Annotated in this window: 13 protein-coding genes; 4 read left to right on the top strand and 9 right to left on the bottom strand. The window is 68.6% G+C overall.

Features of this window, described 5'->3' with window-relative positions:
- Positions 1-13: 13 nt before the first annotated feature.
- The 8 genes from ACTJKY_RS14955 to purM form a co-directional block, all read right to left on the bottom strand.
- A complete protein-coding gene (locus ACTJKY_RS14955; protein WP_440846925.1) occupies positions 14-520 on the bottom strand; it encodes a GNAT family N-acetyltransferase in 507 nt (168 codons plus the stop codon).
- Between the two features lie 50 nt (positions 521-570).
- On the bottom strand, positions 571-1245 hold the full coding sequence (gene pyrF / locus ACTJKY_RS14950) for an orotidine-5'-phosphate decarboxylase (RefSeq protein ID WP_141985363.1): 675 nt from the start codon (positions 1243-1245) through the stop codon (positions 571-573).
- Positions 1242-1550, bottom strand: coding sequence for a LapA family protein (locus ACTJKY_RS14945; RefSeq protein ID WP_440846924.1), 309 nt, complete (start codon positions 1548-1550; stop codon positions 1242-1244). Before ACTJKY_RS14945 ends, pyrF begins: the two co-directional genes overlap by 4 nt.
- 78 nt (positions 1551-1628) lie before the next feature.
- On the bottom strand, positions 1629-3905 hold the full coding sequence (locus tag ACTJKY_RS14940) for a patatin-like protein (RefSeq protein WP_440846923.1): 2277 nt from the start codon (positions 3903-3905) through the stop codon (positions 1629-1631).
- Entirely contained in the window at positions 3905-4597 is a 693-nt protein-coding gene (locus tag ACTJKY_RS14935; protein WP_440846922.1) for an endonuclease/exonuclease/phosphatase family protein, read from the bottom strand. Before ACTJKY_RS14935 ends, ACTJKY_RS14940 begins: the two co-directional genes overlap by 1 nt.
- Before the next feature lie 41 nt (positions 4598-4638).
- Positions 4639-4836: a hypothetical protein gene (locus ACTJKY_RS14930; protein WP_084583162.1), complete on the bottom strand. Its 198-nt coding sequence runs from the start codon at positions 4834-4836 to the stop codon at positions 4639-4641.
- A gap of 70 nt (positions 4837-4906) precedes the next feature.
- A complete protein-coding gene (gene purN / locus ACTJKY_RS14925; RefSeq protein ID WP_440846921.1) occupies positions 4907-5503 on the bottom strand; it encodes a phosphoribosylglycinamide formyltransferase in 597 nt (198 codons plus the stop codon).
- Positions 5496-6602: a phosphoribosylformylglycinamidine cyclo-ligase gene (gene purM / locus ACTJKY_RS14920; RefSeq protein ID WP_440846920.1), complete on the bottom strand. Its 1107-nt coding sequence runs from the start codon at positions 6600-6602 to the stop codon at positions 5496-5498. The genes purN and purM overlap by 8 nt, the downstream gene beginning before the upstream one ends.
- 64 nt (positions 6603-6666) lie before the next feature.
- Between purM and ACTJKY_RS14915 the strand changes: the two genes are divergently transcribed.
- The 4 genes from ACTJKY_RS14915 to ACTJKY_RS14900 are packed head-to-tail and all read left to right on the top strand — an operon-like array spanning position 6667 to position 12194.
- Positions 6667-7914 (top strand): heavy-metal-associated domain-containing protein, encoded by a 1248-nt coding sequence (locus ACTJKY_RS14915; RefSeq protein WP_440846919.1) that lies wholly within the window; start codon positions 6667-6669, stop codon positions 7912-7914.
- Positions 7911-8525, top strand: coding sequence for a chromosomal replication initiator DnaA (locus ACTJKY_RS14910; protein WP_440846918.1), 615 nt, complete (start codon positions 7911-7913; stop codon positions 8523-8525). Before ACTJKY_RS14915 ends, ACTJKY_RS14910 begins: the two co-directional genes overlap by 4 nt.
- Positions 8522-10690, top strand: a complete 2169-nt coding sequence (locus tag ACTJKY_RS14905) for an RNA degradosome polyphosphate kinase (RefSeq protein WP_121077247.1) — start codon at positions 8522-8524, stop codon at positions 10688-10690. Before ACTJKY_RS14910 ends, ACTJKY_RS14905 begins: the two co-directional genes overlap by 4 nt.
- A gap of 4 nt (positions 10691-10694) precedes the next feature.
- The gene (locus tag ACTJKY_RS14900) at positions 10695-12194 is read left to right on the top strand and encodes a Ppx/GppA phosphatase family protein (RefSeq protein ID WP_440846917.1); all 1500 of its coding nucleotides are present in this window, start codon (positions 10695-10697) and stop codon (positions 12192-12194) included.
- A 131-nt stretch (positions 12195-12325) separates the two neighbouring features.
- Here the strand turns inward: ACTJKY_RS14900 and trmFO are convergent, their stop codons facing one another.
- Positions 12326-13639 carry a methylenetetrahydrofolate--tRNA-(uracil(54)-C(5))-methyltransferase (FADH(2)-oxidizing) TrmFO gene (trmFO, locus tag ACTJKY_RS14895; RefSeq protein ID WP_440846916.1) on the bottom strand — a complete coding sequence of 438 codons (1314 nt, stop codon included), beginning with the start codon at positions 13637-13639 and terminating at the stop codon, positions 12326-12328.
- Positions 13640-13649 lie beyond the last annotated feature (10 nt).

Below are 13649 nucleotides of genomic sequence, written 5' to 3'. Positions count from 1 at the left end.
CGCCCTCTAGGCGCTAGACCAGCTTCTTGGCCAGCACCGTCATGAACAGCGGCGGGTCGAGCGGGATCGGGAAGTCGCAGCGCTGCCCCGTCTCGGCATAGCCGCGACGAAGATAGTACTCGATCAGCTTGCGGCGTTCTTCGATCACCGTCATTTCCATGCGCGTGCAGCCGAAGACGTCGCGAGCATGCGTCTCGGCGGCAGCGATCAGCTGGCGACCGAGCCCGCCCGCCTGGCGGAGCGGATCGATGCAGAGCAAGCCCAGATAGGCAGTCCCGCCGCCGCGGTTCACGACGTTGACGCAGCCGATCGCGGCGCCATCTTCCCATACGCTCAGCAGCACTTGGGCCGGGTCTTCCACGATTGCGGTCAGCGTTGCGAGATTGGTGCGCGGCCCCTCGATCAGGTCCGCCTCATGCGTCCATCCCTGACGCGCGGTTTCGCCGCGATAGGCGCGCTCGATCACGGGATGGATTGCCGGCAGGTCGGCGATCGCGGCAGGGCGGAAAGTGAGGGGCATGGGCGTTCCGGAAGTTCCTCTCCTTTGTAGGAGAGGAAACCCGTTAATTCTCAAAGCGTCGCGGCAATTGCGCGAGCAGCCGCGTCCGGATCTTCGGCCTGGGTGATGGGCCGGCCGATCACCAGGATCGAGGCCCCCGCATCGACCGCGCTGCGCGGCGTGACGACGCGCTTCTGATCGCCGACATGCGCATCGGCCGGTCGGACGCCGGGAACGACGAAGAAGCCATCCTTCCACGCCGCATGGGCCGCCTTCACCTCTTCGCCCGAGCAGACGATGCCGTCGACACCTGCCGAGCGTGCGAGCTCCGCCAGCCGCATCACCTGCTCGTGCGGATCGGGCTTGAGGCCGATCGCGGTCATGTCGTTACCGTCGAGGCTGGTGAGCATCGTCACCGCGACGACCTTGGTGCCCTCGGGCGCGGCCGCCTTGGCGTCCTCCAGCATCGCCCGGCCGCCGGCGGCGTGAACGGTGAGGATCGCGGGGTTCAGCGGCCGCAGCGCCTGGATCGCCTTGGCGACGGTGTTGGGGATGTCGTGGAATTTAAGGTCGAGGAAGATCGGCACGCCGATCTCCGCCATCTCGTGCACGCCGTGGCGGCCGTTCGCCATGAAGAATTCGAGGCCCAGCTTGATGCCGCCGACATGGTGGCGGACCTTCTGGGCGAGCGCCTTGGCCTTTTCCAGCTCGGGCGTGTCGAGTGCGACATAGATGCGGCCGCTCATGCGCGCGGCTCCTCGATGGCGACGGCGTCGGTGACGGGCTCGAAACGCGGTGCGGGCGTGGCCGGGATCGCGCGGAGATCGGCAAGCGCCCGCTCCAGCCCGGCGAAGCGCTGGCGCATCCGCCAGCGCAGCGTCTGATAGGCGACCAGCATCGGCAGGAAGCCGGCGAGGAACACGATGATCAGCAAGAGCGGCAGGCTGATATCTGCGACGAGACCGCCCCAGAGCTGGATGCTCACGCGCTGCTCGCCATTGTAGATCACGAACCCGGCGATCACGCCACCGAGCAGGAGCCACAACAGCACCTTCAGAAACCGCATTCCGCTCCCTTCCTGGCAAATCCTGCGTGCCTTCTAGGCCCGAGCGTGCCCGCTTGCCAAGGCTCAGCCGATTTCGGTGCGCAACTCGGCGATCAGTCCCGGGATCGCGGTGAGCGCGGGGGCCTCCTCGTCGAGGATCGCCTGGAAGGCGCGGCGCTTGAACGCGGCGATGTGCTCGGCATCGGGCCGCGCGTCGGACTCGAGCGTGGAGAGCACGATGTCGATCAGGCGGTCGGCGCCGTTGAGGCGACCCCAGAGATAGTCGTTCTCGCGGTATGCGCGGCTGAAGAACGCGCCGAAATTGTTGAACTGGTTGCCTTTCAGCATCGCCGCCACGCCGCCGGTGCGGATCGCCTTGGCGTCCTCGGGCGAGATCCGGTCGACGCGGATCGGGTCGAACTCGTCCATGCCTTCGCCCTGGAGCAGCGGGTAGGTGGCGATGTCGAAGAAGGGGAAGCCGAGATAGGCGAGCAGCATCGGCCGCCGCAGTTCCTTCGACAGCGCGCTGAAGCCGGCGGAGAGCACCTCGTCGGTCTGTCTGTCGAGCGCGCGGAGCTGCATCCGTTCGGCCAGCGTATCGAGCACCGTGGCGGGATCGCCCGCCAGCCGGTCCTGGAGATCGGCGAAGGTGTCCGAGCGCTTGAGCTCCAGATAGGCCGCGAGCGCGCCGTAGATCGCATCGCGCATCGGCCGCATCGCCCCGCGCTGGGCGGATTGCTCCAGCTCGGCCAGTCGCCGGGCGAGCAGCCGCAGCCGCCGGATACGGAAGCCGAGATCATGGCCGCGCAGGAAGTCGAGCGCTTCGGGCGAGGCGCCGCCGGGCAGGTTGGCGCCGAAGCGGTCCGCCCCGCGCGTCCGCACCGTTTCGCGAAGGCGCCGCCCGAGCGAGCGGAGTCGTTGTCCGTCCTGCTGTCCGGCAAGCGCCTGAAGCAGCCGCGCGGTGCGATCGATCGCGCCGTCGACCTTGAGCAGGGCATAGGCGGTATGGCCGTACCCGGCCTTGGTGGCGGCGGCGACCTGGGCGCGCTTGCGCCACGCAGCGAGGCGCTTGGGCGTCGGGTAATCGAGCCACAGCGTGTAGCCGAACAGCGACTCGACCTGTGCTTCCACCTCTGCCCGGATTTCGGAGACGATGGCGAGCATCCGCTCGATCCGGTCCGAGCGCGCGGCGATGACATCGAGATTGTCGCGGATCGGCTGCTTGCGCGGCAGTTCGGACAGCGCGCCGATCAGCGTGGAGAAGAAGCCCGGGCGCTCACGGCGCGGCCCATAGAAGTCGAACCGCATGTCCGGCGTGGGATCGAGGAATACCAAGCGGCGATCGACCTGGCGGCGGGCAGGGCGCTCGCGCAGCGCCTCCATCGCCGGGCCGAACGGCGCATTGGCGAGCACCGACCCGTCGATCAGCACCGCCTTTTCGGCGCGGCTCTCCGCCCATTGTTCGGGCAGCGCGCGCTGGAGGAAGGCGTCGCGGCCGGCCCAGGTCTCGCCGCGATCGGCGAGGACCTTGTCGAGTTCCTCCACCATCAGCGGCGGAAAGGCGCCGGGGAAGCTGGAGGTCGCGCGCGCGGCGAAGCCCAGCGCGGCAGGATCGGCGATGCCGGTGCCGCGGCCGTGATCGGTGAAGCTGAAGACGAGGCGATGCTCGGTCTCCACCACTTCCGGCGGCGTATTGAGCCGCAGCGTTTCGGCATGGCCGCGGAAATCGGTGGCGGTGACGAACAGGTCGAGCGGCTGGCCTTCGGGCAGCAGCCGGCGCTCGGCAGGGCCCTGGGCCATTTTGTCGAACGCATTGAGCAGCGTCTTGAGCAGCTGTTCGCCCCCGAAGGGCGGCTCGAACCAGCGCGAGCGGACGAAGCGCTCCAGCTTCTCGCGCACTTCCACGCGCGATCCCGCCTCGACGGTTTCTTCCACGCCATGTTCGCGATTGGAGAGCATCCAGGCGATCGGCTTGGCCCAGATCTTGGCGAAGCGGTGCGACGGCCCCTGGCTGGGGGCGAGCAGCGCATCGACATCGGCATGGTCCAGCCACATCGCGGTCAGGGGATCGAGCGACTGCCCGGTGGCAATCGCCTGGGCGAGGAACACCGCATTGATCCCGCCTGCGCTGGCGCCGGACAGAATGTCGACCAGCACGCGGAGGTTTAGCCCGCTGCGGTCGCGAATATCCTCGATCAGCTCGCGATAGACGCTCTGGAGCGGCGTCCCCTCGCGCTCGGCGCAACTGGCGCGGGCGAGGTGCCACACCTCCTTGGTGATGCCGTGCATGTAGACCGCGAGGCTGATCCCGCCATAGCAGACCAGCGCCAGCCGCAGCTCCTTTTCCTGAGCCTCGTGCATCAGCGGTGCCGGACCTCCGCCCAGATGGGGAGGTGATCCGATGCGGTGCGCGCCGCCAGGCTGTGGTGCACGCCTGCTTCGCCGAACGCGAGATCGGGCGACGCCATGATCCGGTCGAGTCGCGCCATCGGGCGGCGGGCATGGAAGCTCTTGCCGGTGGCGGCGAAGGCGAAATGCTGGGCGAAATCGCGCAGGCAGCCGCGATCCGCGCTCCATTCGTTGAGGTCGCCCATCATCACCGTCGGCATCGGCGGAAGGTCCGCCAGCTGGGTGAGGATGGCGTGCGCCTGCCGCCGACGCCATAGGCCGGACAGATCCAGGTGCATGCCCAGCACCCGAAGCGGCTGCCCGTTGATGCGGAGATCCGCCATCACGGCACCGCGCGGCTCCAGCGTCGGCAAATGGAGTGCAGCGCAGCCGAGGATCTCGGCCTCCTTGCGGACCAGCAGCGCGTTGCCGTGCCAGCCCATCGATCGCGCGCGCATGCCGAAATGCACCGGCTTCCACGGGCTGTGCTCGGCGAGCAGGCTTTGGGTGAGTACGGCCTCGCGCGCGCCGAAGCGCCGATCGGCCTCCTGCAAGGCGATCACGTCGGCGTCGACCTCGAGCAGTACCTCGAGCGTCCTCTCCGGTCGGCGTCTTCGGTCGGTGCCGATCGACTTCCGCATGTTATAGCTGGCGACCTTGATCATCCGCGCCCCTTATCGGCGCGGGCACTATGGCAGCACAAGTCTCAATAACCCGTTTCGCCCCGCGCGCGCTGGCCGGCCGCCGCTTCGGCCGCGGCGAGCAGGCTGCGGCCGGTAGCTTCGGCCGCCTCGGGGGTCATCGCGACGGCGACCCCGTTGGGCCCGTCGAGCAGCACCAGCCCGAGTTCGGCAGTGGCGATCCCGCCTTCTTCCTCCGGCGTGAGCGCCGAGTCCTTGGCCATGTGCGTGACTTCCCCGTGTTCGGTATGAACGGGGATGAACGCGGGATGACGGCCAAATATCCGCCGATTCTCAGCCGCGAAGCCAGTCGGCGAGCGTTTTTGCGTAGAGCTTGTGTTCCTCCGCGAGCACGCGCGCGGCGAGGCTGTCGGCGGTGTCGTCGGGCAGGATCGCCACGCGCGCCTGGCCGAGCACCTCGCCGCCATCCAGTTCCTCGGTGACGACATGGACCGAGGCGCCCGCCTCGGCATCGCCCGCTTCGATCGCGCGGGCATGGGTGTCGAGGCCCTTGTATTTGGGCAGCAGCGAGGGGTGGATGTTGACGATCCGCCCGCGCCAGCGCGCGACGAAATCGTCGGAGAGCAACCGCATATAGCCGGCAAGCGCGATCGCCTCGACGCCCGCGTCGCGCAGCGCCGAGTCGATCTTCGCTTCATACTCGGCCTTGGGCATGCCCTTGGGGCTCTGCGCGAAGGTCGGCACGCCGCGCTCCGCAGCCCAGGCAAGCCCGGCCGCCTCCGGCTTGTCGCTGGCGACGAGCGCTACGGTATAGGGACAGTCCGGCGCCGCGGCGCCCTCGACCAGCGAGGCCATGTTCGATCCGCGGCCCGAGATCAGGATGCCGAGTCGCTTCTTCGAACTGGAGGCGCCAGCGGACGCCTCAGCCATGGTGCGTGGCGCTCCACGGCGCGCGGGCGCTCCAGGTCTCGTCGCCGCCGACCACCGTGCAGCCGCGCTCGCCTGCTTCGATTGTGCCGATGATGAACACCGTCTCACCCGCCGCGGTCAGCGCGGCCGACACGGCTTCGGCCTGATCGGCGGCGACCACCGCGACCATGCCGATGCCGCAGTTGAAGGTGCGCGCCATCTCTTCCGGCTCGATATTGCCCTGTGCCTGCAGGAACGCCATCAGCCGCGGCTGCGGCCAGGCATCGGCGTCGATACGCGCATGGGTGCCCTCGGGCAGCACGCGGGGGACATTTTCCAGCAGACCGCCGCCGGTGATGTGGGCGAGGCCGTGGATATTGCCCTTGCGCAGCTCGGGCAGCAGGCTCGCGACATAGATGCGAGTCGGCGCCATCAGCGCGTCGATCAGCAGCCGCTCCTGGTCGAACAGCGCCGGACGATCGAGCTTCCAGCCTTTGTCCGCCGCGAGTCGCCGCACCAGCGAGAAGCCGTTCGAGTGCACGCCGTTCGAGGCGAGACCCAGCAGCACGTCACCGGCTGCGATCTTCTTGCCGTCGAGCAGCCGGTCGCGCTCGACCGCGCCGACGCAGAAGCCGGCCAGGTCATAATCGCCATCGGCATACATGCCGGGCATCTCGGCGGTCTCGCCGCCGATCAGCGCGCAGCCGGCTTGGCGGCAGCCCTCAGCGATGGAGGCGATCACCCGCTCGGCAACCGCGTTGTCGAGCTTGCCGCTCGCATAATAGTCGAGGAAAAACAGCGGCTCGGCGCCCTGCACGATCAGATCGTTGGCGCACATCGCGACGAGATCGATGCCGACGCCGTCATGATGGTTGTGCTCGATCGCCAGCTTCAGCTTGGTGCCGACGCCGTCGTTCGCCGCGACCAGCAGCGGATCGGTGAAGCCCGCGGCCTTCAGGTCGAAGATGCCGCCGAAGCCGCCGAGGTCGGCGTCGGCGCCCGGGCGCCGGGTGGAACGGGCAAGCGGGCCGATCGCGCGCACCAGCGCATTGCCCGCCGCAATCGAAACGCCCGCCTGGGCATAGGTGTAAGGGCCATCGCCCGCCTTGGTCTCGCTCATGGCAGAGCGCCCTAGCCACAACGCGCTTGGATTTCCACGCCCGGTTCGCCAAAAGGGCGCCCGCATGCAGTTTCGCCGTCCCAAAACCGTCCTTGGCGCCCTTTCGGTGCTCGCGCTCGCCGGTGCGGGTATCATGGCGGCACGCGGGCAGGGCGGGGCGCCCGCCGCACCCGTGGGTGCCGCCGGCAGCTTCGAAGTGAGCGGCGTGAAGGTCGATGTCTCCGGCAAGAGCGCCGACATCGCGCGCCAGGGCGGCTGGCGGATCGCACAGCGCAAGGGCTGGTCGATGCTGTCGCAGCAGCTCACCGGCAAGCCGGGGTCGCTCTCCGATTCGGCCCTGGACGCGATCGTCACCGGCATTGTCGTCGAGCGCGAGCAGATCGGCCCCAACCGCTATATCGCCAGCCTGGGCGTGCAGTTCGATCGCGCCAAGGCCGGCTCGATTCTCGGGGTGTCGATCGCGGTGACCCATTCGCCGCCGATGTTGCTGGTGCCGCTGCAATATTCGGGCGGCGTTGGCCAGGTCTTCGAGCGCGACACCGCCTGGGCGCGCGCTTGGAACCGCCTCCGCGCCGCGGGCAGCACGATCGACTATGTTCGCCTGCGCGGCACCGGCGCGGATCGGCTGCTGGTGAATACCGGGCAGACGCTCCGCCACGGCCGCAACTGGTGGCGGACGATCCTCGACCAGTACGGCGCGGTCGACACGCTGGTTGCCGAGGTGCAGCTTCGCCGCGACTATCCGGGCGGGCCGATCGTCGGCATCTTCTCGGCGACGCACGGGCCGGACAAGGATCCGATCACCAGTTTCGCGCTGCGGATCGACAACGGCGACGCGATCGACGCGCTGTTCGACACCGCCGTGGCCCGCATCGACAAGGCCTATCAGGCGGCGCTGACCGACGGCCGGCTCCATACCGATGCGGTGCTCGCCGCGCGGCCACCGGTCGCCCAGCCTGCCGCACCGGCGCCGGAGGCAACCCCGCTGCCGACGCCGCTGCCGAGCGTGGAGACCACGCCGGGGGCGACGAGCACGACAACGTCGCTGTCGGTCCAGGTCGAAACGCCCAACGCCGCTGCGGTCAACGCCTCCGAAAGCGCAGTGCGCGGCGTGCCAGGCGTCCGCAGCGCCACTACCACCAGCCTTGCGCTGGGCGGCATCTCGGTGATGCGCGTGTCGTTCGACGGATCCCAGGCCGCGCTGCGCGCCGCGCTCGAGTCGCGCGGCTGGAGCGTCCAGGAAGGGCCGGGCGTGCTCCGCATCCGTCGCGGGGCCGCGCCGCAAGCATCGCCGACCCCCAAGGCGCAATGAGCCAGCTCCGCCTGCCGCTGGGTCTGCCCGAGGCGAGCGAGACGGACTTCCTGGTCAGCGACTCGAACGCCCGCGCCGTCCAACAGCTCGAACATTGGGCGACCTGGCCGGTGATGGCCGCGCTGCTGGTGGGGCCGCGCAAGTCCGGGCGCAGCCTGCTCGCGCGGATCTTTGCCGCCAAGAACGGCGCGACGATCATCGACGATGCCGAGCGCGCCGACGAGGCCGACATCTTCCACGCCTGGAACGACGCCCAGAGCGCGCGGCGTCCGTTGCTGATCGTCGCCGATGCCGCGCCGCCGCTCTGGGACGTGACGCTGCCCGATCTGCGCTCGCGCCTCGCCGCCTCGCCGCTGCTCGAGATCGGCCCGCCCGACGACGCGCTGATCCCGCTGCTGCTGGAGCGCGCCTTCACCCGTCACCTGCTCCACGCGACGCCCGCCGTGATCGCCTGGATCGCCAAGCGCATCGAGCGCAGCCATGTCGCCATCCTGCGCGTTGCCGACGTGCTGGAGATGGAGACCGACGGCCGTTTGTCGATCCCGGTGGTGAAGTCTACACTCCAGGCTGCAAGCCTTTTGACGCATTCCGACGATAGCGAGAGCGAATGACCGAATCCGCCGCACCTGCGACCATCGCCCCCGCCGATCCCACCGAAGCGCGCTATTTCAACCGCGAGCTCTCCTGGCTGGCCTTCAACCGCCGCGTGATGGAAGAGGCGTGCAACCCCGCGCACCCGCTGCTGGAGCGGCTGCGCTTCCTCTCCATCTCGGGGAGCAATTTCGACGAGTTCTTCATGGTCCGCGTGGCGGGCCTGATGGGTCAGCAGCTCCAGAATATCGACACGCGCTCGGCCGACGGCCTCACCCCCGCGCAGCAGCTAGAAGCGATCTCCGCCGAAGCCGCCACGCTCGCCGACGAGCAGCAGGCGGTGTGGGTGGATATCCGCGCGCAACTCGCGCTCGCCAACATCTTCGTGCTCGAAGCCGATGCGATCGAGGGCGAGACCGAACAATGGCTCGCCAACCATTTCCGCGAGCAGATTTTCCCGATCCTGACGCCGCAGGCGCTCGACCCGGCGCACCCGTTCCCGTTCATCCCCAACCAGGGATCGAGCGTGATTTTCAACCTGCTGCGCAAGTCCGATCGCGAGCCGATCCAGGAACTGGTGATGCTGCCGACGACGCTCAAGCGCTTCGTCCGCCTGCCGGGCAGCCCTGCGCGCTATGTCGCGATCGAGACGCTGATCAAGCATTTCTGGGAACTGCTCTTCCACGGCTACGAGATGCTGGGCGCGGCCACCTTCCGGGTGCTGCGCGACAGCGACATCGAGATCGAGGAAGAGGCTGAGGATCTCGTCCTCACCTTCCGCTCGGCGATCAAGCGCCGGCGCCGCGGCCGGGTGATCCGTCTGGAGATGGAGGAGGGCATCGCCCCCGATCTCGAAGCGGTGCTCAAGGAGGAGCTGGGCGGCAGCGATGCGCTGCTCACCGAAACCGGCGGTTTCCTGGGCGTCGGCGATCTGTCGATGCTGGTCGACGAGGACCGGCCCGACCTGAAGTTCACGCCCTTCTCGGCGCGCTTTCCCGAGCGGATCCGCGAATATGGCGGCGATTGCTTCGCGGCGATCCGCGCCAAGGACATCATCGTCCACCACCCGTACGAGACGTTCGACGTGGTGCTCAGCTTCCTCCAGCAGGCTGCGGCCGACCCGGACGTGGTGGCGATCAAGCAGACGCTCTATCGCGCCGGCAAGCAGCCCGCGGTCATCAACGCGCTGATCGCCGCCGCCGAGGCCGGCAAGTCGGTGACCGCGGTGGTCGAGCTCAAGGCGCGGTTCGACGAGGAGCAGAACCTCTATTGGGCGACCGCGCTGGAGCGCGCGGGCGTGCAGGTCGTCTACGGCTTCATCGACTGGAAGACCCACGCCAAGGTCTCGATGGTCGTCCGCCGCGAGGGCGATCGCTATCGCACCTACTGCCATTTCGGCACGGGCAACTACCACCCAATCACCGCGCGCATCTATACCGACCTGAGCTTCTTCACCGCCGATCCGCGGATGGGGCGCGATGCGGCGCAGATCTTCAATTACGTCACCGGCTATGTCGAGCCGCAGCATCTGGAGCTGCTCGGCATCTCCCCGCGCGACCTCCGCAAGCGCCTTACCGCGCTGATCGAGGAGGAGATCGAGCATGTCCGGGCCGGGCGCCCCGGCACGATCTGGGCGAAGATGAACTCGCTGGTGGATCCCGCGATCATCGAGAAGCTCTACCAGGCCAGCGCCGCCGGCGTTCAGATCGAGTTGATCGTGCGCGGCATCTGCTGCCTGCGCCCGGGCGTCGCGGGCATGAGCGAGAATATCCGGGTCAAGTCGATCGTCGGCCGCTTCCTCGAGCATAGCCGCATCTGGGCGTTCGGCAACGGCAAGGCGCTGCCCAATGACGACGCCAAGCTCTATATCTCCTCGGCCGACTGGATGCAGCGCAACTTCGATCGCCGCGTCGAGTTCATGTTGCCGCTGCTCAACAAGACCGTCCACGATCAGGTGCTCGACCAGGTAATGGTCGCCAACCTGCTGGACAACGAACAGAGCTGGCTGCTCGCGCCCGACGGCCATTACGACCGGATCGTTCCGGGCGAAGACGGGGAATTCAACCTGCACCGTTATTTCATGACCAACCCCTCGCTTTCGGGCCGCGGCGCCGCCGTGGAGGCGCGCAAGCCCGTGCCCAAGCTGTCGCCGCGCAAGCGTCGCCTCGCCGCGAAGGGCGGCTGAGCGGGTGGCCACCGCCCTGTTCCGCAAGCCGCCGCGTGCCCAGTCCGAAGGCGCTCGGCCGCGTACGGCGATCATCGATATCGGCTCCAATTCGATCCGCCTCGTCGTCTATGAAGGCCCGGCGCGGCTGCCGGCGATCCTGTTCAACGAGAAGGTGATGGCCGGGCTCGGCAAGGGCCTGGCCGAGACCGGTGCGATCCACGCCGGCGGCCTTGCCAGCGCGCGGGCGGCACTGGGCCGCTTCGCGCTGCTCGCCCGCGAAATGCAGGTGAGCGAGTTGCGCACCGTCGCCACCGCCGCGGTGCGCGATGCTTCCAATGGGGGCGAGCTGATGGCAATGGCCCGAGCGCTGGACCTCGAGGTCGAGCTGCTCTCCGGGGTGGAAGAGGCGACGGCGGCCGGTCTGGGCGTGCTGTCGGGCATTCCCGAAGCGGACGGCGTGGTCGGCGATCTCGGCGGCGGCAGCCTGGAGCTAGTCCGCGTCGTCGCCGGCACGGTGACCGATCGCGTGTCGTTCCCGCTCGGCGTGCTTCGCCTCGGCGCGATCCGTGCGCGGGGCAAGGGCGTGCTGGAGCGCGAGGTCGCCCGCATGGTCGAGGCGGCCGGCTGGAAGGGGCGGGGGAAGGGGCTGCCCTTCTACATGGTCGGCGGCTCGTGGCGCTCGCTCGCCAAGCTCGACATGCACCTGAGCAACTATCCGCTGCCGATCGTCCACCATTATCCGCTGGCGATCGAGCGGGTGGAGGAGCTCGGCCGCCGCGTCGAGGGTGCGACCAAGGCCGATCTCAAGACTGTGCCCGACCTGTCGAGCGCGCGCATCCCCTCGCTCGCCGATGCGGCGGCGCTGCTGGTTGCGGTGACCAGGCAGCTCGGCAGCAGCGGTACGGTCGTCTCGGCCTATGGGCTGCGCGAGGGGCTGCTGTTCCAGCGCCTCTCGGCCGAGGAGCGGCTTCAGGACCCGCTGATCGTCGCCGCCCGCGAAGAGGGCCAGCGCTCCGGACGCTTTCCCGAGCATGGCGACCTGCTCGATGCCTGGCTCGCCCCGCTGTTCCGCGATGGGCCGGAATCGGCACGTCTCCGCCACACTGCCTGCCTGCTCGCGGACGTGGGCTGGCGCGCGAACCCGGAGTTTCGCGCCGAACGCGGTATGGAGATTGGGCTGCACGGCAATTGGGTGGGCATCGATGCGGCGGGCCGCGCGATCGTGGCGCAGGCGCTATATACCTCGCTGGGCGGGGCGCTGGACAGCCCGGCGCCGCTCGAACGGCTCGCTACGGTCGAAGCGCTGGCGGAGGCCATGCGCTGGGGGTTGGCGATGCGATTGGGGCAGCGGCTGAGCGGCGGCGTCGCGCGGCCGCTCAAGCGCTCCAGGCTTCGGCTGGAGGGGCCGTCGCTGGTGCTCAGTCTCGCTGATGGCGACGAGCCGCTCTATGGCGAGGCGGTGGAGAAGCGCCACCGCGCGCTGGCGATGGCGATGGCGAAGGAGCCGGTGCTGGAGACGTAAACCTACGCTCTATGCCGTCATCCCGGCGAAAGCTGGGATCCATTGGCCTGGCGCTCCCGGCTCCATCTGGAACGTTGAGGCTTCTGGATCCCGACTTTCGTCGGGATGACGGCTGAGAAGGTGTACCCCCTTTAGGCCGCCAGCCAGTCCTTCAGCGCCGCTCTTGCTCGATCGGTATACATCCGCTTGCGATCGGCCTTCTTGGTGCGGCCCTCGATCGGCGGGAACAGTCCGAAATTGACGTTCATCGGCTGGTAGGTCTCGATCTCCGCCTCGCCGGTGATGTGCGAGAGGAGGGCGCCCAGCGCGGTCTCGCGCGGCGGTGCCGGCAGTTCGGTGCCCGCGATCTCCGCCGCGGCGAAGCGCCCGGCGAGCATCCCGATCGCTGCGCTCTCGACATAGCCCTCGCAGCCGGTGATCTGCCCGGCGAAGCGGATATTGGGCGCGCTCTTCAGCCGCAGCGTGCCGTCGAGCAGCTCGGGCGAGCGCAGGAAGGTGTTGCGGTGCAGACCGCCCAGCCGCGCGAACTCGGCATTCTCCAGCCCCGGGATGGTGCGGAACAGCCGCACCTGCTCGGCATATTTGAGCTTGGTCTGGAAGCCGACCATGTTCCACAAGGTGCCGCTGGCATTGTCCTGCCGCAGCTGCACCACCGCATACGGCCAGCGTCCGGTGCGCGGATCGTCGAGGCCCACGCCCTTCATCGGTCCATAGCGCGGCGTATCCACCCCGCGTTCCGCCATCACTTCGATCGGCATGCAGCCTTCGAAATAGGGGACGTTTTCCCACTCGCGGAATTCGGTCTTCTCGCCGGCCATCAGCGCGGCGTGGAATTCTAGATACTGCTCCTTGGACATCGGGCAGTTGATGTAATCCTTGCCCGACCCCTTGTTCCACCGGCTCTGGAACCAAGCGATCTCCATGTCGATCGACTCGCGGTGGACGATCGGCGCGATCGCGTCGAAAAAGGCGAGGCTGTCCTTGCCGGTTGCGCGGCCGATGCTCTCCGCCAGCATCGGCGCGGTCAGCGGGCCCGTCGCGACGATGGTGCGGCCCTCGGCGGGCAGCGTGTCGACCCGCTCGCGGACGATGGTGATGTTGGAATGCTGCTCCAGCGCCGCGGTCACGCCCTCGGCAAAGCCGTCGCGGTCCACCGCCAGCGCCGAGCCGGCCGGCACCTTGTGGATGTCGCCCTGCGTCAGGATCAGCGAGCCGAGCGCGCGCATTTCCTGGTGGAGCAGGCCGACCGCGTTGCTGTCGGCATCGTCCGAGCGGAAGCTGTTCGAGCAGACGAGTTCCGCCAGCCGGTCGCTCTGGTGCGCGGGCGTCATTTCGCCCGAGCCGCGCATTTCGGAGAGGCGGACCTTATATCCCGCCTGGGCGAGCTGCCACGCGGCTTCCGAGCCGGCCAGGCCGCCGCCGATGATGTGGATGTCATGAGTCACGTCGGCGCCC

Origin of the sequence: Sphingomonas sp. 22176 (assembly GCF_052045505.1) — a bacterium.
Classification (GTDB): Bacteria; Pseudomonadota; Alphaproteobacteria; order Sphingomonadales; family Sphingomonadaceae; genus Sphingomonas.
The sequence above is the reverse complement of the archived record's forward strand: the minus strand, read 5'-3'. Positions and strand labels throughout refer to the sequence as shown.